The following is a 22,428-nucleotide window of genomic DNA, read 5'->3' as shown; positions in this document are numbered from 1 at the left end:
CATGAAAAAGATATTTATATATATATTGACTTTAAACTTATTCACAGGATGTTCCGGTTTTTTGGATGAAGTGGATAAAGATCAACTGATACCTACGAAGACGGAGCATTTTAGTTCGGTCTTGCTAAATGAGTTTAGTAAAGAGGTGGCTCGCTTTGGCGCTGTAGACTATATGGCAGACAATATAGTGGAGTACATCTATTCTTCAGAAAATACCCGAAGACCTTATAAGCCGATATATAGTTGGCAAAAGGAAATCGAATTGGATGAGAACGGCGTTCGTGCTACCAATAATAATAAAGCCTGGGAAGATATGTACAAGGATGTTGGTATTGCCAATTACGTAATAGAACTTGTGGAAGAGGCAGAAGGTGCTCAGTCTGAACGTGATTTTATAAAAGGGGAGGCTTATTTTGTACGTGCCTGGAGCTTTTTTAATTTGACCAATCTATATGCCAAGCCGTATTCTAAGGAAAATGCGAATGTCGAATTAGGTATTCCGTTGCGCATAGATAATGGCCTGGAACAGACTTATGATCGTGCAACCTTAAAGGAAAGTTACGAACAGATAATAGCCGATCTTCAAATGGCGCAGGATTTTTTGATGAAGAGTGGTATCACAAAGACTAAATATCATCCTACCGTGGATGCCTGTAATCTATTGTTTTCCAGAATATACTTGTATATGAATGATTGGGAAAATGCAGACGCCTATGCTTCAAAAGTTATCGCAAACAATCCTTTGTCAATGATGGTAGAAAGTGGCCCTTATGTTACGGAAGATCGTACAGACATATTGTATAGTTCAGGATTATTAGCACCGTCTATATCGGAGTCAGCTTTTGATGCGGGCTGGCAAGTGAATCCAGCTTTTATCAGGCTCTTCGATAAGACGAATGATTTACGTTTTAATGCTTTTTTTACCCGCATGGACAAAAAGATTGGCGAAGTTTATTACACCCAAAAGCAAGGTCTATTTACGAAATTAGGTTTTGTAAACCTGCGGGTAGCGGAAGCCTATTTGAATCGTGCTGAGGCTCGCTATCATTTAGGAGGTGATGCTATGGCTGATTTAAATGCGTTAGTTGCTAAACGATATCGCGCACCTAGCGCGGTGCAAATCCCCGCTAGCGGACCTTCTCTGTTGGATTTTATTCTATTGGAGCGCCGTAAAGAACTTTGCTTTGAGGATCACCACCGCTGGTTTGACTTACGTCGTATGAAAAATAGACCAGCTATTGAGCACCGGTATACATTGACCGACGATGCGGGTAATAAGGTAGGTACAGAAAAATATGTGCTGTTGAGTAATGATCCCAACTACACGCTTCCTATCCCATTAAAGGAAAGAGATAATAATCCTTTGATACGAAACAATGAGCGCTATGAGAAATTGCCTGAAACGACAATTGATGATAATATTTAAAGATATGATGATGAAAAATATTGGATTATTATTTCTGCTTACTTTGTTGATACTATCGTGTAGCAAAGAAGAAAAGCTCCAACCGTCTTACAGTGAATCGGATAGATTAGCCGCACAGCTTGATCTTTCTAAACCATTGGTAAAGGAATATAAGGAAAAATACGGTGTAAACATATTATTGAACTTTAGTGACACTTTAGATTTCAAGTTTGGCATGTGGAAGAGTAGTACCCGCGACTTGTGGGCTAATTTTAACATAAGTCATATTGCAGCCGATGAGGCCGATGCTAATTTAGCTTTATTCGATGAATTGGTATTACAGTCGTTTAAGGATGAAATTACTACGCCAGCAAAGTTGGGTGCGAAGACCTACACATCGACTTTCAAGCGCGACTATTTTCCACATAAACTTCTGTTGGCCGACACGGTAACAACAGACGGTAATAAAAACAGTCCTGATCTTATTCTTGCAGAAGCAGAGGTGATGGCTGTTTCCGAAGATACTTGGTATGCGCTGTATAATGGTTATGAACAGTTGTTTGCCGTTAGTAAGCCGCAATACGATAGGTTGTCCACTACGAATAAAAGTAATGTTAGAAAACGTATGCTATTCGGTTTTTTAGTGAATATGATTCATGAGAACAATCTCTATAATGCTATTCCTGGAGAATTTTATGAACCTGCGGTAAGCCTTTACAATACAGATATCAATGCTTTGGCTGTGGCTGAAAAAGCACCTACGCATCCTTCGGATACGAGTGTAATTAACGCACAATGGTATATTGATAAGGGGATGGTACTTTCAAAACGGTCTCCTAGTGTAACGAGTTCAAGTTTTGCCTATAGATTAAACAAAGGAAGTTCTTTGTACTTTCCTTCCAAAATGGTAGATGTGCGCAACTTCTTAAACGTCATTATTTGTGAGAGTGCTACTAACAGTACCGGGCCAATACGCGGGTATTACTTAAAATCCCCATTGTTCAAAAAGAGGATGAAAATTATGATCGAGACCTTATACAGTTGGGGAATTGATGTATTTCAGATTAATCCAGTTATGGAAGAATTTTATAATTAATCGTTATGAAAAAGTTAAAATATTTAAGTCTATTCTTGCTTATGGCAGTCCTAATAGGCTCCTGCCGGAAAGAACCTCAATTTCCAGATCCTGGATTAGATGCAACTAAGGATGTCCGCGATACCGTGCGCAGAGACACGATAGACACATATCCTTTGTCTATGCATATTAAGGCACCCAATGGTGTCGCTCAGATACAAGTATTGGATGGTACTAGCTATGAACCGATTGCCTCATTCGACAATGAGTACAGGGGCCAGAAGGACTTTACATTTATCTATGATGCAGATTTAAAGTCAATCAACCGGGATACCACACTACATTTCATCGTCAAAGTAATAGACCAGAATCTCCGATCGTATAATAAGGGATTCTCATTGACAGTACTGGATTTTTCTAAACCTATCATCACGGTGGGAGGTATTTCAGGTGATGGCCGTATCTCTTTGACCAATAACTATATCATGTTTAAGGCGCGATTTGCTACAGGTATGAATACGGTAAAAAGTTATACGTTGAGTCTTGATGGAGCAGTGTTTGATACACACACGTATGACCTACCTGCATCTGTCGTGGTACATAAGAAGGGGTATGTGTTGGAAGAAATGACGGTCAAAAATAAGGATTATACGCTGCGTGTAGAGCTGGAAGATAGTAAAGGCACCAAGGCTTACAAAGATATCATATTACGAATGGTAGATCTAGATAAACCTTACCGCGTGAAAATGAATTCGTATACCTCGAATTCACCTCAATTGACGCGTGAACTCAACTTTGTATATAATAGCTTAAATCCTGATCGTTTGGACGCCATAGACGGTGTGATGCATTATTACAACATCAACGGTGTATTGACTAGTAAGGAGAACTTCAGATATGATTTTAAGTATAACAATTTTGGGAAAGTATACGAGTTTAGTATGACTTGGAAAAACCCGGGTGCAGCACGAACTAATTTTAAATATGCATTGACTTATGATGCGCAGGGCAAATTATTGTCTTGGGCTGGCGGGCAGCTGAATCAAGAAAAAAGTTGGACCGTCACGGATTGGATAGATGGTGATCGCTTATTAGGTTTTCAAAGGGAGACCTCCGTTAATAAGTGGTTATGGTCTTACGAAGATGGTCTCTTTGCAGAATATGATCTTTCTGCATCCAGTGAGAGTAATCGGGTCAAAGCCGCTGGAGTTACCACTTGGGCTATTCCTACATTTTTGGAGGGTTTGCCACCGATTGAGTTTTACAATCCTGCCTTCAATTCGGATATACTTGAACTATTGATGTACAAAAATGGATTCGAACGACTTGTAAAAGGTACAACAGAAACTTCAATTTACGTATATACTTCGGATGAGAAAGGGAGACTGCAGAGTATGCGAAGAAGAACTAGCGTAACTGCTCCTGCAGGAAGAGAGTATATCTTTGAATACCGTAATTAATAACATACAAGAATCTCGTAGCTGATCAATATCGGCTACGGGATTTTTTTTCTTAATGAACCACCAAATAAAGAACTATAAATAATTATATGAAGTCAATATGTATAAGCGTTTTTTTGCTTTTATTAAATTTTGCGGCAACCTATGCCCAAGGGATTAAGTTTGACAAAATAAGTTTTGAAGAAGCAACTGAGCGCGCTAAAAAGGAAGGTAAAATAGTTTTTATAGATTTCTATACAGACTGGTGTGTACCCTGTAAGGTGTTAGATAAAGAAGTGTTCAGCCAGACTTTGGTTGGTGATTTCTTTAATGACAAATTTGTGTCCATAAAAATGGATGCAGAGAAAGAAGGAAAAGAATATGCACAAAGATTTAAAGTAGCGGCCTATCCAACAATGACTTTTACAAACGGTCAGGGGGAGTTGGTGAATAAGGTTGTAGGTTCTATCAAAGCAGAAAAATTATTGGATGAGGCACAGAAGTCTCTGGATATGCAAAATGATCCAAATAGTTATTTCAATCTGAAGAAGCAGTACGAAACAAAAAAGAACGATCCTGTCTTTCTACAAAATTATATCGCTAAAATGATCAGTTTTTCGGAGAGTCCAAGGGTTCAGATTGAGGATTTTCTTAAAAACCAACGGCATATAAAGGAAAAATCGGCCGATATGATGGAGTTTTTCTTAGCCTATTATAATCATATGACATGTGGTGGTGAAGCGGAAAGAATTTTAAATCAAAACTATGAGGAGTATATAGATATAGCTACTCGAAAAGAAGAACGTACTTTGAAATCTATGCCTGATCGCTTAATTCAGAATACCTATCGCGTGGCAGTAGCTAATCAAGATCCAAAATTGTTTGAAGTCTTTTTGGATAGATGGGTTAAAATGCCTGAGAAGCCCTACTATTCTGACTATAATGCTTATAAGTTAGAGTTAATAGCTTTAAAAAAGGAGGATGGTCTTTATAAAAAAGAAGCCGTTAAATATTTAGATAGTTTGACTACACATAAATCAATCGCTGAAATAAAGCTTAAAGATTCTATCCGATACGCTGATTATGTAAAGGCTAATCCAGTTAGTGTTGGGTTTTATGCGGAAGCAAGCCGTTTGGCGCAGAAGGATTTGGACGCAGGAATATTGGTGCGTAATATGAATAAAGCCTTGGAAAAGTATGTTACTTTAATTACTAAAAAAGGCGAATTTAAACACGTTGAGAAGTGGGCTAAATATGGTTTACAGTTGGTTCCTACAGATATTGCATTGACGAATTTTGCAGTGGAAGCATTGGTCAGACAAAATAAGAAAAAGGAGGCGATTCAGGTAAAAGAAAAACTTATAAAAGCCATGAATCCGAAGGATAAGGGGTATAATGATCAAGTGGTTGAATTAGAGAATCTTAAAAATAGTTAATGCTATGAAAAAGTTATGTATAATACTAGGGGTTCTATGCTGTTCATTGTCGGCTTTGGCTCAAGGTATAAATTTTGAGAAAGGAAATTTTGCTGAGGCTTTGGCTAAGGCATCTCGTGAAAATAAGATGTTGTTCGTCGATGCGTATGCCGTGTGGTGTGCGCCCTGTAAAAAAATGGACGCTACGGTGTTTAAAGATCCTGAAGTAGGAGCTTATTTTGATAAACATATTGTCGCCTTTAAGATGGACGTAGAACGTGGTGAAGGGATAGAACTTAAACGTAAATACGCTATTGAAGGCCTGCCGGGCTATGTTTTTTTAGATGGCGATGGAAATGTCGTATTTCGTGATCAAAGTGCCAAGCCTACAGCTGCGTTTATGGCAGTAGTAAAAAAGGCGTACCAGTCTATGTTAGATCCGAATAGTATCGGTAGATTGGCGGCTCGCTATGAAAAAGAAAAGACTAATGAGGATTTTTTAAGCTTATACCTGGATAAATTAAAGGAGAGTAAATCTAAAGGATACACGGATGTATTGGAGCAATATCTGCTTATTCAGAAAGGTGTAGCTGAGGAAAGTGCTGCAATGGCAAAATTAATTGATGACCATTGGACTGCGGTTATTTATGGCGGAAAGGCTGACGACATAATTATGAAGAATCTAAAATCAGATGCTTGGCAATCGTATGTACGTAAAGATGTGCGTGAACGATTCCAAGAGGGGAACAAGACGATGGCCGAAAATACTTCTGATTATGCTATTTTAAAACAAGATACTACTTATATCGACTTGGCTTTGCAGCGTGCAAAACAGGGGGGAATGAATGTCTCAGAGAATCAACGTAATTCCTTGTTAATGCACTATTATAAAAGTACATACATGGGGCCTTCATTTTTGAGGTTATTAGAGCCTGAGATAAACGCAATAGTAGAAAATATGGATATCGATGCGCTGTATAGATCTCACTTGTCCACCGTAAAAAAATATGAGAATGAGCCAAACACGCGTTTTCGTAGTAATGCGATGATACATTCTGATAAGTTGAAATTTATGATCAAAGATTATAGCCTGTTTGCTTCATCCGAACGTGAAGCTCAGAATGTAGTAAAATGGTCAAAGATGGTGTTTGAGCTGACGCAAGATTCTACGGATGCATTGAGTTTCTATGCAAATGCAGAATATATGTTTGGTGATCGCAATAAAGGTATCCGATTGAAGGAGGAAGTGTTAAAGAATATGAAAGGTTCTAATCCAGCTGTATCAGCTGACTTGGAATTGATGCGTAAAGGAGAGGATATTAGTTTATAATGAGAAATTTGTTGTTAGTTATTCTAGTAGCTATTTGTGGGACTTCTACTGGATATGCGCAAGGCGATTTTGCTGCCCGCAAGGATGCGACACAAGGTAAGTTAGCGAATGGAATACAATATTATACATTGTCGACTCCTTGGATAAAGGGAAAGATGGCGATTGGTATGATCGTTAAAACGGGGTCTTTATATGAGACGCAAGACGAGGTAGGTATTGCCCATTTTTTGGAACATTTGGTTTCTACTTCGGTACCCGGATTTGATCGCCGTAAGTCATTGGATTTGGTATATGACGGTGGGCTTAATCTGTTTCAAGACTGGCAGGCGTTTACATCTGAAGTGCGGACTATTTATAATTACACGTATTCAAAGGAGAATAAAGATACCGAAGATAAGTTGATCCAGTATATTCGAGGGGTTTTAGGGCATATGCAATTCACGCAGCGTGAAGTCGATATTGAAAGGCCGGCTATTTTGGCGGAGACTAAAACATCCTATTCCAGCGGGGGGCTTTCCAATTTGCGTGGTGGTTATTTCGAGAAACATACTATCTTAGGAGATTCGGCCCAGATTGCTGCAATAACACCGCAAAAGGTAGAAAATTTTTACCGTAAGTGGTATCGTCCTGAAAATATTGCATTGGTATTGATTGGTGATGCTGGTGCGATGGAGTTAGAACAAAAGCTGAAAAGTGCTTTCTCTGATGCCAAATGTGTTGTTGACTCGGCATTGCCACAAGCCTTCTTGCCGGTACACGAGGATAACGTTGCTTTGTTTAGTCCTTCGGAGGTAGAGGTCGATAAGCGTAAAGGATTTATGGGAAGATTGATTTATCGTTTTCCATTGATCGACCTGACACAACGTAAAGAGTTGCGAAAAGCAATAGCTGTGGAGTTAATTACGGATATCTTCAAAGGGATGTTGGAAGGCTATAAAACGGGTATGGAGGTCACTGCCGCTATTCCGTCAAATATGCCAACCGCTTCGGTACTCAATGTGAAATTTAATTTTCAGGACACGAGTGCGTTTCAAAATAGGTTAAAAGAAATAGGTGGTGCAATTTCGCATTTGCGGTATGGCGATGTTGATGTAGATTTTTTACAATCGCTATGGAAGTCTCGCTCTTCAGTCTATAAATATAAGGTAAAACTGTCCGACTCACACAGTCCTAGTGTAATATTGAATAGTATATATTCTAATTTTACGGCAAACCTGCCCATAGCAGATCCAACGGTTTTTGCGCAGGCATTGGACGAAGCAGCTGCGCAGCTTACTCCGGAAGATATCAGGGCTGCTGCAGAGATAGTATTCACGAATTCTAGGGCTTTTTTAGCAGGCTTGCCAGATTATGGTAAAGGATTTGAAGTACGCATGGTTAATTTGCTCGACGAATCTTCGAATCAGCCAGATGTCCGCATCGCTTATCAATTGCCAACGGCTCGTCATCGCATGGGATCTAAATCTTCGGGTGAAGTTAAAGCTTTGCTTCAAAGTGATCGTCCTCGGTACAAAAAATCTATGCTCCAACATCAAACTCTTCTTCCTAATGGGATGCAACTGTATCGTTTGAAAAATGGTATGGAAATTATCTGGAATAAGTCGGACCGACGTAATTCTATTTCTTTAGAAACAGACGCTGGTACGGTCCTATTGAAAAAGGAAGAACAACCATTTGCGAGTCAATTTAAAGAGATTCGTGATCCTGTTTTTGCCAACAAGTCTTTGTCAGAGCTTGATGCACTGAAAAGGGCTTGGGGTAGTCCTAGTTTGACACTGAAGTATCAAGGGTATAAATCAGGGGTAGAAACTACTTTTACAGCAGATAACTTTGAATTTGTGATCCAGTATCTAGCCAACTTATACAAGGGCTTTGCAATAGATGAGAAGACCTTTTCTAAGGAATTGGAAAAATTTAATAAGTCTAAAGAGGGAGCAAAAGGGGCTAATTCTGTTGTAATGGATAAAAACGAACTAGAGATTAAACTAAATAGTTTGCTTATTCCTGGCCAAACACGCCTCTTCATTCAAGGGGATATCGATATCGAACAAGTGATTGCTTATTTATCGGAGATTCCGGTAAAAGATAAATTGCGTTTTGTAGGCGTAACTGCAGATGATCAAGCAGAAGACACGATAGAACTCGCTGAAGCTCCGAAAGGACGTACTTATTTGGTTAATCGTATGACCAAAGATAATGTACAGGCCATTACGTTAAAACGCTATATCTTACAAGGTATGGTGGAAGAGTATATGAGTCGTAATATGTTACTACACCTGAGAAATGAGAAAGGGTTGATTTATGCATGGGGAACTACACCATCATTTGGTGTGCATCCTTCGCCACATGTATCGTTAAGTCTCCGCTTTCGTGTTATTCCTGAATTATTGGATACGGCATTGGTTGAATTCAATATGCTATGTGAAAAAGTGGCAAGAGAGGGGATTGATCAATCTAGTCTCAAGGGGTTGAAGCGTAGAGAATGGAACAGGTATGTCGATTATTATAATGATCCTGATCAGGTGATGTTGTTCGTATCAAATCAGCTTAAATGGACAGGTAAGGTCTGGAAGGAAAAGGAATTCAAAAATATAATTGAATCTATTACGTTAAATGAAGTAAACGCTTATATCAAGAGGTATATGGCCTTACCATCACATATTAAAACATATTAGTAATATATAATGGACTATTATTGGTTACTAAGAAAAACAAATATACAGTTATAAAACTATGAAAAATATACTATTATTAATAATGCTTCTGTTATCCTCGGTTGCTTCCAAAGCGCAAGGAATTGTCTTTAAAGATAACCAAAAATGGGATGAGGTGCTGGCTATCGCAGATAAGGAAAATAAACTGATTTTTATAGATTGCTATACAGAATGGTGTGGTCCTTGTAAAGGGTTGGAACGAAATATATTTCCACAGAAGGAAATGGGAGACTTTTATAATGAACACTTCATCAACGTGAAGTATGATATGGAAAAGGAGAATGGACTTGAATTGGACGCATTCTTCCCGGAACAAATCAAAAGGTATCCTACGTTATTGTATGTGGATCCCAAAAGTAAGCGTATCGTGCATAAGCTGATCGGTACCCGGAGTGTGGACGAGTTTGTTCAAGAAGCTAAAAAAGCTATTAAAGGGGTAGGTATAGTCACACAAAAAATAAAATATGAAGATGGAAATAGAGAGCTGCCATTTTTGACAGAATATGTTAAATCGCTTAACAATATCCTTGATAAAGAGGGGGTAGTAAAGGTAATAGATGATTACTTGACGGTAAATGGTTATGATCAGTTATTGCAAGAACCTGTTTGGGCTATGGTTGCTCCTTATATGTATGACTATGAATCCAAATATTTAAGATATGTGCTGGATAACAAGAGTAAATTTAGTCGTTTGAAATTTGTAGATCAGAATAATTTAGATGGACAATTGACGAATACTATAGGTTTGACCATTAGTAGAATGATACAGCTTCCTACGGATCTAACAACAATGGAGACAACGTTTGATGCACAAGAGGATACTTTTAATAAACTGAAAAAGGATATCAATCTGTTTTCAAGAAATCAAATTTTTCAGGAGTTCTCCTCTAAGCTCTATATTTATGAACAGTTGATGAATAGGAATTGGGAGGAGGCTTATAATGCTGTAACGTATGCGCAGAAGTTTGGTTTTAAATATACAGACAGGTTGAAGTTGGCTATGTCTAACTATATTATTCAAGAATCCAAAGATAAAAAAATGTTGGTTAGAATCTTGGGCGATTTAGAAGTTGCACAACAGAATGGGCAGAAGCAGTTTACTAGTTTCAACTATTACCCGTATATGCGCCGTGCAGCTGAAAAATTAGGGCGACATAAAGTTGCAAAAGATTTTAATAACAAAGCTAAAGAAATACAAAGCAAAAAATCTTCAGCAAAGAAATAATTAAATCTTCTTCGATTAAATATTCTTATTTAGTTAAATAATGAAATTCTATTTTACATTATTCATAGCTATGTATATAGCTATGAATAATTATGCTCTAGCGCAAAATAAACAGGCTCTTAATTGGGATAATATTTCGTCATTGGTGCACGTGCGTACTGAGAAGACTGATTTTTCTGCAGATGGGCAGTGGTTTTCTTCGGTAATGGGACCTCTTAAGGGGAATCTCAAGCTTATCCTTCAACATACTTCAGATACCACCAAATATGTATATAATCTAGGTGGATATTATTCAGATTTAAAATTTTCTCCATCATCGGACTATGTTGGCTTTTATACTTTTCCGGATTTTAAGACTATGGAAAGCAATTCTAAAGCTAAGAAACCTAGTTATCCAAGATTATGGTTAATCAACTTGAAGGATTCTGCTAAAGTGTATTATGATTTAGTGTCAAATTTTGAATTTTCGAGCAATCCCAATAATCCGTGGGTGGCGATAAAAATAGTGGATGCTAATAAAAATACGAAAGTAGCAGGTGGGGGTAAGGGTAGTGACTTAATTCTCTATAATACAAAAACTAAGAAGCAGTATGCTATTGGTAATGTATATACTTATTCATTTAGCGTTAAAGGCGATGTCATAGCTTATACAATAGATGCCAATGGTGCACAAGGTAACGGTTTGTATCTGATGCAATTGAATAATGGTGTAACTCATTCACTGGATGTAGGACGAGCGGAGTATTCTCATTTGAAATGGTCTGACGATGGGAGGGCATTGACGGGCATGAAGACGACCAAAGTCAAAAATATTGGAACTCAACATGACATTATTCTCGTACGTAATAATAAAGAATCGTTGTGGGAAGTTAGTGTATTGGTTAATATCGCTAAAGAATTAGGAAAGGGCAAGGCTATATCTCCGCATTTTATACCGTATCTTTCAAAAGATAAAAGATTTCTATTTTTTGGATGTATACCAAAAGCTTCTAGCAAGTCCACAGATAACATAGCGGCAAAGTCAACTGCTGCTGGAGCACAACCGCCAACCGCCCCTGCTGCTGCTGATGTGTCGAATGTTGTGATTTGGAATTGGCAAGATACCATTTTACAGTCACAACGTAAAGTGATGTTTGCAAAGGGGGATAAGAGATCCATATTGTATCGATATGATACCAATACCGCTAAATTGTCCGCAATAGGGGATACTACATTCAAGACTATATATTTGTCTCCCAATCAACAATTTGCTGTTGAGGTGGATAAGGGGCCGTATGATTATGAAGCTAGCATGTCTGGACAGTCTTATGCAGATATTTCTGTAATTGACTTGATAGGGGGTAAAACCCATCTTTTGAAACATAAGTATTATTTGACAGGGAGTGTTGGTATTAAGATTTCTCCTGTAGGATCTCATTTGGTTTATTATGAAAATGGTGATTATTTTTCTTATGATGTCAAAACTAAACATACGATTAATTTAACTTCAGCATTGTCTACTACTTTCGTAGATAACTCGCGTGATCATAACGTTCAGTCTCCACCTACGCCATTTATAGGTTGGTCGGCTGATGGTAGATTTGTTTTTATCAGGGATAATTATGACCTGTGGAAAGTTAATGTTAGTAATAGTAAAAGCCAAAGAATAACACCGAATTTTGAGGAAAGCAAGCTTAAAGTAGCGAGTTGGGAAAATATTTATGTAGAAGATGTGGGTATTGATTTGTCAAAAGACCAATATTTTCTAGTGCGTGATGAAAGATCTAAAAAGAGCGGTGTGGCATTGTTACCTTCTGGTAGTGAGAAGCTCGAACTACTTTTTATGGATGATGCTAAGTACGGTAGTTTGAGGAAGTCAAAATTAACCAACCGTTATTTCCTGACGCGAGAAACCTCTACTGATCCACGGGATGTATATACCAGTGCTGATAGACGGTTGTCCGGATTAAAACGACTAACGCAAAATATACCCAATAGAAATAAGTTTGCATGGTCTGCGGGTGTTCGATTGATTGACTATGTGAGTGATCACGGAGATACACTTCAAGCTGCTTTGTTTTTGCCGGCTGGGTATAAAGAAGGACAATCGTATCCTACTATTACGTATATATATGAGCGTCTTTCTGATGGTATGAATGAATTCGCATTGCCTTATTATCCGGGTGGTGGATTTAATAGTTCTGTTTATACGAGTCAGGGGTATGCGGTACTGATGCCTGATATTAAATATCGTCTTGATGATCCCGGGAATTCGGCTGTGGCTTGTGTAGTACCAGCGGTGAAATCTGCAATAGCAACTGGAATTGTAGATGCTGATAATGTTGGATTACAAGGCCACTCTTGGGGCGGGTATCAAACTGCTTTTTTGATAACGCAGAGTAACCTTTTTAAAGCGGCATCTGCGGGAGCTCCTGTTACTAACCTTATTTCTATGTATAATTTGATTTATTGGAATACGGGAGGAAGTAATCAAGCTATTTTTGAAGCTAATCAAGCTAGACTAACTAAGCCTTATTGGCAGATGATGGACCCGTATTATAATAACTCGCCTGTATTTCATCTTGAAAAGATTAATACGCCATTGTTGCTGATGCATAATGATAAAGATGGTGCTGTTGATTATACCCAGGGTATTGAGCTTTATCAGGGGTTGAGGAAATTGAAAAAACCATCTGTCTTGCTCTCTTATCCTGGAGAAAATCATAATTTGGCTAAAGAAGTAAACCGAAAAGACTATGCCGAGCGTATGTTACAGTATTTTGATTATTTTCTGAAAGGAAAGCGTGCGCCTACATGGTGGAGTAAGGGATTGGAGGATTAGAAGACCATAGGTTAGGCTCTTTAACAATCTTTTTAACCTATCAGCAATAGTTTGGGTAGATCTACTATTTCATAACAATGCAATGGTTGATTTATCCAAACTATGCAATGAGTAGATGAAGACTTATCATGCTTGGTGATTTTTTATTTTTTACCTAATATTGCACTGATATGTATTCTTTTCCTAACCAAGAGAGCGCAGATTGTCTTGATACAGAGCTAGCGCGTAGGCTTTTTAAAGCGGATCATAGTGCCTATACTGCTATATATAATAAGTATAGTAAAGGCTTATATATTTTCGCCTTACGAAGACTAGGAGACGCTGAGGAATCCCAAGACATCATCCACGACGTTTTTTTATCGCTTTGGAATCGTAAGGAACAGGTAGATCTTACCGATAATTTATCCGGATATTTATTTCGTGCCGTCCGAAACAAAATAATAACCGCAATAGCTAAGCGAAAAGTAACGGAAGATTTTGTAAGTAGTTTTAATCAGTTTGTTGAAGAAAAAGTATATGATGCGGACCACATACTCCGTTACAAAGAACTCGCAGATATTATTCAAGAGGAAATAGATAAGCTCCCCAACAAGATGCGGATGGTTTTTGAACTTAGCAGGAAAGCTGAGCTCTCCCGGAAAGAAATAGCTATTCAACTGGGGCTATCTGAACAGACTGTAAAAAGTCACTTGCATCATGCTTTATCCATATTAAAGAAAAAGCTCGGATTGACCGCCCATATTATGATAGCATTTTTCTACATTGAAAAAATTTTCAAAAACTTTTAACCCCTACACCCCCTTTTCGAGATTGTATTCATGTTAAGCAGTGTAAGCCTATACAATGATGAACCGAAAAGAATTTGAAAAGTTACTGCAGCGATACCAAGACCAGCAATGTTCTGCCGATGAACAAAAGCTTGTAGAAGATTGGTTGACCTTTGGCAGTTTTCCTGAATTAGCGCGAAGTACCGAGCAAATAGAAGCAGATTTAAAAAGCATTAGTCGACGGTTGCCTATAAAACCTAAGATTAGTTCGATTAAGCGGTGGTCACTTATTGCCGCAGTCGCAGCAGTAGCCGTTTTGATCGGTTTTGTGATGACTCCGTATTTTGTCAATGACGAATCTCTATCTATGAAAGAAGCTGAAATTGGTGCGGGCAGCAATAAAGCAACGTTAAGGCTCAGCAGTGGGGAGCGAATAACACTTCGTGATCCTCAATCTGAAATAAAATGGGACGCATTGATACCTTCGTATTCGGATGGAACGGAGGTTTTGGAAGACGAGTCTATCTTAGAAATTAATAAAACCCAAGTCTTGGAAACGCCAAGAGGGGGGCAGTATAAAATGACACTGCAAGATGGCACAGAAGTATGGCTAAATGCCGCTTCGTCCTTGTCTTTTCCTGCTAGTTTTGAAGGACTTAGTGAGCGTAGGGTGTTTCTGGATGGCGAGGCCTATTTCGAAGTCAAAAAAGATGAACATAAAAGATTTATTGTAGCCACACGGGGACAGGAGGTTGAAGTTCACGGCACTAAATTCAACATTAAAAGCTATAAATCTTCAGTAGAAGAGCGAACCACTTTACTAGAAGGAGCTGTATCTGTCAACATCCCACACTCGGATGCGACATATCGATTGAAACCTGGGCAAGAAGCAATTATTCTTCATGATGGCGTACGGGTGAAGGATGGGAATACAAAAGGTGCAGCAGCTTGGAAAGATGGTTTGATCGTATTTCAAAACGAATTGTTAGTGAATGTGTTGGAAGATATTTCCAGGTGGTACGATATTCAAATAATTTACGAAGATGATATTTCTGATATTGCTCTTTACGGTAGATTGAGTAGAAATAAACCTCTATTGTCTGCAATAAAAGCGTTGGAACTTTCGGCCAAAGTACATCTACGCTTAAAAGACAGAAATCTTTACGTATCGAGACCGAAAAACACGAAGTACTAGCAAGCTATAATAAGTAATTAATAACTAACCAATAATTTTATGAAACACTATTATGCATCTCGAAAGAGGTGGCTTTATTTTGTTTGGACATTAGCTTTGATTGTAGCCTCAAAATTAGAGCTCCAAGCGCAAAATCTATTAAATATTCAGATGCGGGAAGCCCCGGTAGAGCTTATTTTGTCAAAGATAAGCGAACAGTCAAATTACGACTTTACAATTAACACGCAGTTGCTGAAGACTCTTCCTAAAAGAAATGTCAATATCAAGAATATGACGTTAGAGCAGGCTTTGGAATACTGTTTGAAAGATCTTCCCCTTGATTATGTCATTTCGGATAAGACCGTTATCATAAAAGAAAAGATAAAACGAGATAGCCCTTCAAGTTATCGGCCCAACACGTATTCGATAACTGGAATTGTGAAAAATGAAAAAGGGAACAATTTAGCCGATGTGACAGTAAGGGTGAAAAATAATTCCTCTCGTGTGCTTACTAAAGCTAATGGATCGTTTGAAATAGTACTTCCTTCTAATGAGAAAGCCTTGATTTTTAATTGTATAGGTTATGAACCTTTAGAAGTAGAAGTAAGCAACTCCAATAAGGTATTAAGCATTACGATGAAAGAAATCCAAAATGAGATAGATGAGGTCGCGGTTACGGTTAACACGGGGTACTTTGAGAAATCTAAACAGACATTTACAGGGGCAGCTTCCTCCTTTTCAGGTGCAGAACTAAGAGCTGTTTCCAATCAGAATGTGCTAACTATGTTAAACATACTAGATCCTTCTTTTAAACTAATCGAGAATAACCAAATGGGGTCAAATCCCAATGAGATGCCTGATTTTCAAATCAGAGGATCAAGCAGTATAGCTAGCAATCTCGAAGAAAATTTTAAAGGGAAGCCTAATTTGCCCACTTTTATGTTGGATGGATTCGAAGTTAGTATCGAAAAAATATATGATCTGGATCCGCAACGTATCAGTGGAGTTACTATTCTGAAAGATGCTGCTGCTCTTGCAATATATGGCTCTCGAGGTGCCAATGGTGTGGTTGTCATTTCAACTTACCCGCCAAAAAGTGGGAAGATAAAAATAAACTACTCTGGGAGTGTGGATCTTGACTTTGCAGATTTATCGGGGTATAACCTGTTGAATGCGCGTGAGAAATTAGACTATGAGGTATTAGCCGGTATTTATAATCCCAATCCTTACATTTATATTGGCGAGCGGCATAGAGAGCTTTACAATGAACGGTTAAAAATGGTTCAGCAGGGGATAAATACAGATTGGATAAAAAAACCGGTCAAATCCCTTGGTATAAATTCGAAGCAATCCCTTACATTAGAGGGCGGAGATCAGGCTATTCGCTATGCCGTGGATTTATCTTATAACCCATCTGAGGGGGTGATGAAAGGTTCATCGCGTAACAGAAAAGGAATAGGCGTGAGACTGGCCTATAATTATAAGAATCTAAAATTTTCTAATAATCTAAGTTTTGACAATGTCACCTCCAAAAATTCTCCCTATGGGAGTTTTCAAAAATATGCATACCTGAATCCCTATTATTCCCCTTATGACGACGAGGGAAATGTCAAAAAAATATTATTTGTATTAGAATCGGTCAATTCACCTAAAGTGACTATTCCTAACCCTTTATATAATACAATATTAAATACAAGAGATGAAAGTGCTTATGATAATTTTATCAATAACTTCGGTTTGGAATGGCGCATAGGCAAAAGGATCAGGCTTTCTGGAGACTTCTCTTTAAATAAGAAAACACAGACTTCGGACGTTTTTAAGCCAGCTGATCATATAGATTTTATGAACGCTACAAAAAAGGGCAGCTATCAAAAAGTAACTTCACAAAATTTGCGTTATGAAGGACGGTTTGGCATAGCTTATACGGAATCTTTTGATAAGCATTTGATGGTTATGAATGCTAATTATAATATCCTGGAAGCTCGCTCTGATTCTTATACCATCTTAGCTTCAGGTTTTCCTAATGATCGAATGGACCATGTCGGAATGGGGTTAGAATATCTGGCCGGTTCTAAGCCAACAGGCGTTGAAGCTACGAGTAGACTTATCGGCGGATTAGCCAATATGAATTATAGCTATGACGGGAAATACCTTGCTGATTTTGCTTTTCGTCTAGATGGGTCTTCCCAATTCGGATCCAATAAGCGTTTTGGAACTTTTTGGTCATCAGGAATAGGGTGGAATCTGCATAACGAATCTTTTATAAAGAATTTTACATTTATCAATTTACTAAAGCTTAGAGGTTCGATCGGTTATACGGGCAGTCAAAACTTTTACCCGTATCAGGCACAGCTAACTTATGGGTACCTCACCGATGTAGTTTACGATGATTACATAGGTACGGTGGCCAAGTCTTATGGCAATACCGACCTACAATGGCAGAAAACTTATAAAAGAAATGTTGGGATTGACTTTGAATTGGCCAGCGGAAGAATATCCGGATATTTTAACTATTATTCAGATTATTCCAAAGATGTGTTAACCGATGTCACCATGCCGCCATCGCTAGGATTTAATACCTATAAAGCAAATTTAGGAGAGGTGCAGAACAAAGGCCTCGAGCTGTCACTACGCGGTTCAGTGTACAGAAATACGGAGAAGAAAATATTTGTTAATATCCAAGGTGTAGCTGTACGCAATGAGAATACACTAAAAAAGATTTCGAATGCTTTGCAAAGCTATAATAATACAGCCGATGCGAATGTAGGCAATAAACCAACGGTTAGATACTTTGAAGGACAATCCATGAATACACTTTGGGTCGTACGTTCTCAGGGAATCGATCCAGCCACAGGTCAGGAAGTATTTATGACCCGAGATGGTCGTTTAACTTCAATGTGGAGCGCAGCAGATTATATTCCTTTTGCAACTACCGATCCTACGCTAGAAGGAACATTTGGTTTAAATATGGGGTATAAAGGCTTGCAGGTGGGCTGTATTTTCAGGTATCAATTTGGCGGATATACGTATAACCAGACTTTGGTAGACCGTATTGAAAATGTAAATCCAAATGACAATGTGGATAGGAGAGTATTTTACGAAAGATGGAAGTATGAAGGTGATATAGCCGCTTTTAAAGCCGTGTCAAATACAACTACTACTAGACCTACTTCTAGGTTTGTTCAAAAAAATGATCTCGTAGAGTTAAAATCGCTAAATATATCTTATATCCTCAGAAGTGATAGACTCAAACAACGATATAAATTTGATAATATGAGGTTTAGTCTATTCGCAAACGATATCTTTCGTTCCTCAACGGTCAAGCTAGAGAGAGGGTTAGATTATCCATTTGCAAGGCACATTGCTTTTACTGTACAAGCCACTTTTTAGTAGGGATGTTTGATCTATCTATATAAAGTGTTTTGGAGCAAAGGCTAAAAAGTATAAATATGCCGTGAGCTATATGATCAATTAAAACTAAAATTATAAAAATGAAAATATTAAGTTCTTTACTATTAACATTACTACTGTTGATGACAGTATCTTGTGATAAGTGGCTGGATGTAACACCCAAATCGGAAATGAAAGCGGAGCAGCTTTTTTCGTCACAAGCTGGGTTCAGAGATGCGTTAATAGGTATTTATGCCCTAATGACGGATAAAAATTCCTATGGTGTCAATTTGACTTATGGTGCTGCCGATGTGTTGGCTCAGACCTACGATAATGTGCGTAGCACCTCTGGTCACAGTTATGAATTCTTTTCTAAATATGAGTATGACAATGCGAATGTGGAAAGTACATTGGCCGCAATATGGAAGCAACAGTATAGAGGTATTGTAAACGCTAATATAATACTGAGCCAGATTGATGAAAAGGAATCGGTATTTCGAGGCAACGGGTATCAAATTATAAAAGGCGAAACTTTGGCCTTACGCGCATTGTTGCATTTTGATCTATTGCGTTTGTTTAGTTTACCCCCCTCATTAGGCCTTGGAAGCCCTGGCATACCCTATGCGGATAAATATACCAATGTACCCTTCCCGCAAAGTACAGTAGAAGAAAACTTAAATCGAATTATTGCTGATCTGAAAAATGCGCAATCCTTACTTCGAGCGGTCGATCCATTTGGACCAAATGCTACAAACATTGATTTAGAAGACCAACTTTTGAAGAATCGGCATTATAGGCTTAATTACTATGCTGTCACCACTTTGTTAGCACGGGTATATTTGTACCAAGGAAATAACAATATGGCAGTAGAAGCAGCAAATGAAGTTATCAATTCGGGTTTTTTTAAGTTATTTGAAGCCACGGGAGGTATACCTAGCTCGCAATTCATATTTCCCCAAGAGCTTATGTTTTCTATACATATACCCGGTATTAAGACCAAATACTTAGATACTTATTTTCCAGAGATTACACAGACTACAAATGCACAGTCCTTTACAATAAATAACAGTACGATAGATGCTATCTATCCCGCAGGATTGAATACCGATTTTCGTAAGTATTGGTTTGATATAGCCACGACTAATAGTATGCGTATCGTGAAATTTAATTATTCAAACCTCGTTCCTATTTTAAAGTTTTCAGAATGTTATTTGATAGCAGCAGAGTGTTCCATAGATCCTAAGCAGGGGGGCGAATATCTTAACACCCTACGGGCGCATAGAGGCAACGCTCCTTTGGCTATAGAAAATATAACTGCAGAAACATTGGACGCTGAAATACAAAAAGAGTACAGAAGAGAGTTTATTGGAGAAGGCCAATTATTTTTCACGTATAAAAGATTGGCCCTTTCAAAATTGCCTAATATACTGGCATTTGATGACCTCACCAAGATTTACAGTATGCCTATTCCACAGGTTGAAATTGAGTTTGGAAATATAAAAGAATGATCATGGTAAAGAAATATTATATGTTTGTTATTGTAGCATTTATGCTGATAACAAGTTGCAAAAATGAAAATCTAGACACCTATGTCGATGCAAGTCGGGTATATTTTGCGGCCTATTCAAGCAAGGATAGTTTGGTTCATTCCCTGATCTCAGCTGCCGGCAGTACAGATACCGTTTGGATTAAAGTTAATGTTCTGGGAAGAAAGTTGAATAAAATGGGGCAATTGCGGTTAAAGGTTGACCAGGGTCAATCAACGGCAGTAGAAGGAGTGCATTTTGAGCCACTAAAAGAGTTTTACGCCATTGAGGAAGGGCGATTTAGTGCTGAGGTCCCGCTGGTTCTAATCAAGAATGGTCCTGGTCTTTCAGATGGGTATAAAAGTGTACATCTCCAACTCGAGGAGACCTCTGATTTTAAATTGGGGTATTCAGACCGACTTTCTGCACGAATCTATTTTACAGATGAATATGTAAAACCCGAATATTGGGAATCTTTTTTGAAGAATTATTATGGTGAATACTCCTTGGTAAAACACAAGCGCTGTGTCCAAATTCAAAAGTTTGATTTTCCTCCAAAACGTTCCGATATAGCTAATAATCAAATCGGACTTTTTATGAGTTATGGTAGAATAGTATGTCAATATTATATCGATAATATCGAGTATGACGAGAACGGGAATCGTATTATGCCTTGGGCAGCATTTTAAAAATAATATCCATGAAAAAAATAGTAATAATAGTTTTTGCATTTATTAGCCTTTGCGTCCTAGGTTGCATTAAAGATAATTCAGTCCTGAAAGATTATGAAATAGGAGATGTTGTAATTACAGGGTTGGAGAACGGCTATACAATAGGTGTAGGCGATCGGTTGAATATTAACCCGGAATTGCAACTTTCTTCTTTGAAGGAAAGCGATCTTAAATTTATATGGTATGTATACACTACTAGAAGTACTTATATTGCCGATACCATATCATACGAGAGGAATTTATCCACTAATATAGCGCTTATTCCGGGCGAATATACATTAGTCCTAAAAGTTCAAGATAACGCTACTAAAGTGTTTTTTCGGAAAGAAGCTGGATTGGTTGTTACAGACGATTTTACACCGGGTTTTTTAATACTCTCTGAAAAAAATAAAAATGCGAGCTTGCAGTTTTATAATACGAACAACAATAAATTTATTGAGGATATTTACGAAATCGCAAATAATGAACAACAGATCGGTAAAAACCCGATAGACATCGCATTTTATCCAAGAAAATCATCCATGCCTTCCGAAATACTAATACTTTGTAAAGATCAGCAAGGCGGCGTAGTTTTGGATCCCTTGACAATGCAGCGGGCTCGCTTCCTAAAAGAGTCTTTTCTTGTGCCTTGGTCAGGCACCGGAGAGATGTCGATGCAGGCATATATACCGCGGTCTACTCTGGGTCTTCAGGATTATTTAATAATAGATGGACGTGCATATAACCGAGCTGCCAATTCAGGAGAGACGCTGTTTAAACCAGATATGATTGGTGATTATTATTTGAGTCCCTATTATTTTTATCATACGAGTGGAAGAGCGGCATTTTATGATAATAAAAACAAACGGTTTATGTGCCATAATACTACTTCTGGATCTCTAAACTTATTTTTAAAAGATGCAGCAACATTAAATATTATTGATCCTACGAATGTGGGATTGAAAATGCTTTATGGTGGGCATGTGAATGCAGGTAATTTTTTTGGACTATTTGAAGACGATAATTCAAAGAAGTATATATTACGCTATTTGATAAGCGCTCAAAGCCAGATTTTTAGAGCTACGGAAAAATATGCAATTAATGCCCCTGGGATAAATGAAGCGACTGTATTTACATCGGGCTCAGGCCTGCCGAACTATCTCTTTTATTCGGTTCAAAGTAAGATATACGCTTATAACATTTTAACAAAAGTTGGCGGCGAATTATTTTCTCTAGGTTCTGATAAGCGTGTCGATAAATTGATGATGGAAGGTACGCAACTTTTAGTCGGGTATTCTAGCGTCAATAGTGGAGCAAATACCGGCAGCTTTGCACTCTACAATTTTTCTACGACCGGAGGGCTGGCTGTGAGTGAAGTGTTTAAGAAAGAAAATTTCAGTGATAAAGTAGTGGATTTTAGCTACAAGTTTTAAATAA

Annotated in this window: 14 protein-coding genes; all 14 read left to right on the top strand. The window is 38.0% G+C overall.

Annotated elements, in window-relative coordinates; translation table 11 throughout:
* Position 1: 1 nt before the first annotated feature.
* The 14 genes from G7B20_RS13335 (at position 2) to G7B20_RS13270 (ending at position 22,424) form a co-directional block, all read left to right on the top strand.
* On the top strand, positions 2-1,426 hold the full coding sequence (locus G7B20_RS13335) for a RagB/SusD family nutrient uptake outer membrane protein (RefSeq protein ID WP_164111910.1): 1,425 nt from the start codon (positions 2-4) through the stop codon (positions 1,424-1,426).
* On the top strand, positions 1,413-2,501 hold the full coding sequence (locus G7B20_RS13330; RefSeq protein WP_164111909.1) for a hypothetical protein: 1,089 nt from the start codon (positions 1,413-1,415) through the stop codon (positions 2,499-2,501). Before G7B20_RS13335 ends, G7B20_RS13330 begins: the two co-directional genes overlap by 14 nt.
* Positions 2,502-2,506: 5 nt before the next feature.
* A complete protein-coding gene (locus G7B20_RS13325; RefSeq protein WP_164111908.1) occupies positions 2,507-3,940 on the top strand; it encodes a hypothetical protein in 1,434 nt (477 codons plus the stop codon).
* Between the two features lie 89 nt (positions 3,941-4,029).
* Positions 4,030-5,355 carry a thioredoxin family protein gene (locus G7B20_RS13320; protein ID WP_164111907.1) on the top strand — a complete coding sequence of 442 codons (1,326 nt, stop codon included), beginning with the start codon at positions 4,030-4,032 and terminating at the stop codon, positions 5,353-5,355.
* A 4-nt stretch (positions 5,356-5,359) separates the two neighbouring features.
* Positions 5,360-6,664, top strand: a complete 1,305-nt coding sequence (locus tag G7B20_RS13315; RefSeq protein ID WP_164111906.1) for a thioredoxin family protein — start codon at positions 5,360-5,362, stop codon at positions 6,662-6,664.
* Positions 6,664-9,339 carry a M16 family metallopeptidase gene (locus G7B20_RS13310; protein ID WP_164111905.1) on the top strand — a complete coding sequence of 892 codons (2,676 nt, stop codon included), beginning with the start codon at positions 6,664-6,666 and terminating at the stop codon, positions 9,337-9,339. The genes G7B20_RS13315 and G7B20_RS13310 overlap by 1 nt, the downstream gene beginning before the upstream one ends.
* Positions 9,340-9,397: 58 nt before the next feature.
* Positions 9,398-10,603: a thioredoxin family protein gene (locus G7B20_RS13305; RefSeq protein ID WP_164111904.1), complete on the top strand. Its 1,206-nt coding sequence runs from the start codon at positions 9,398-9,400 to the stop codon at positions 10,601-10,603.
* A 40-nt stretch (positions 10,604-10,643) separates the two neighbouring features.
* Positions 10,644-13,424 carry a prolyl oligopeptidase family serine peptidase gene (locus G7B20_RS13300; protein ID WP_164111903.1) on the top strand — a complete coding sequence of 927 codons (2,781 nt, stop codon included), beginning with the start codon at positions 10,644-10,646 and terminating at the stop codon, positions 13,422-13,424.
* A 170-nt stretch (positions 13,425-13,594) separates the two neighbouring features.
* Entirely contained in the window at positions 13,595-14,212 is a 618-nt protein-coding gene (locus G7B20_RS13295; RefSeq protein WP_164111902.1) for an RNA polymerase sigma factor, read from the top strand.
* 55 nt (positions 14,213-14,267) lie between these two features.
* Positions 14,268-15,386 carry a FecR family protein gene (locus tag G7B20_RS13290; RefSeq protein ID WP_164111901.1) on the top strand — a complete coding sequence of 373 codons (1,119 nt, stop codon included), beginning with the start codon at positions 14,268-14,270 and terminating at the stop codon, positions 15,384-15,386.
* A gap of 39 nt (positions 15,387-15,425) precedes the next feature.
* Positions 15,426-18,755, top strand: coding sequence for a SusC/RagA family TonB-linked outer membrane protein (locus G7B20_RS13285; protein WP_164111900.1), 3,330 nt, complete (start codon positions 15,426-15,428; stop codon positions 18,753-18,755).
* A gap of 101 nt (positions 18,756-18,856) precedes the next feature.
* Positions 18,857-20,263 carry a RagB/SusD family nutrient uptake outer membrane protein gene (locus G7B20_RS13280; RefSeq protein ID WP_164111899.1) on the top strand — a complete coding sequence of 469 codons (1,407 nt, stop codon included), beginning with the start codon at positions 18,857-18,859 and terminating at the stop codon, positions 20,261-20,263.
* Positions 20,264-20,265: 2 nt separating this feature from the next.
* Complete coding sequence (locus G7B20_RS13275) at positions 20,266-20,970, top strand: DUF4843 domain-containing protein (RefSeq protein ID WP_164111898.1); 705 nt, start codon at positions 20,266-20,268, stop codon at positions 20,968-20,970.
* An 11-nt stretch (positions 20,971-20,981) separates the two neighbouring features.
* Positions 20,982-22,424 (top strand): PKD-like family lipoprotein, encoded by a 1,443-nt coding sequence (locus G7B20_RS13270; RefSeq protein WP_164111897.1) that lies wholly within the window; start codon positions 20,982-20,984, stop codon positions 22,422-22,424.
* The last annotated feature ends 4 nt before the right edge of the window (positions 22,425-22,428 follow it).

The sequence above is a fragment of the Sphingobacterium sp. xlx-96 genome (assembly GCF_011007365.1).
Lineage (GTDB): Bacteria > Bacteroidota > Bacteroidia > Sphingobacteriales > Sphingobacteriaceae > Sphingobacterium > Sphingobacterium luzhongxinii.
Note: the sequence above shows the minus strand (reverse complement) of the source record. Positions and strands in the feature narration are given on the sequence as shown.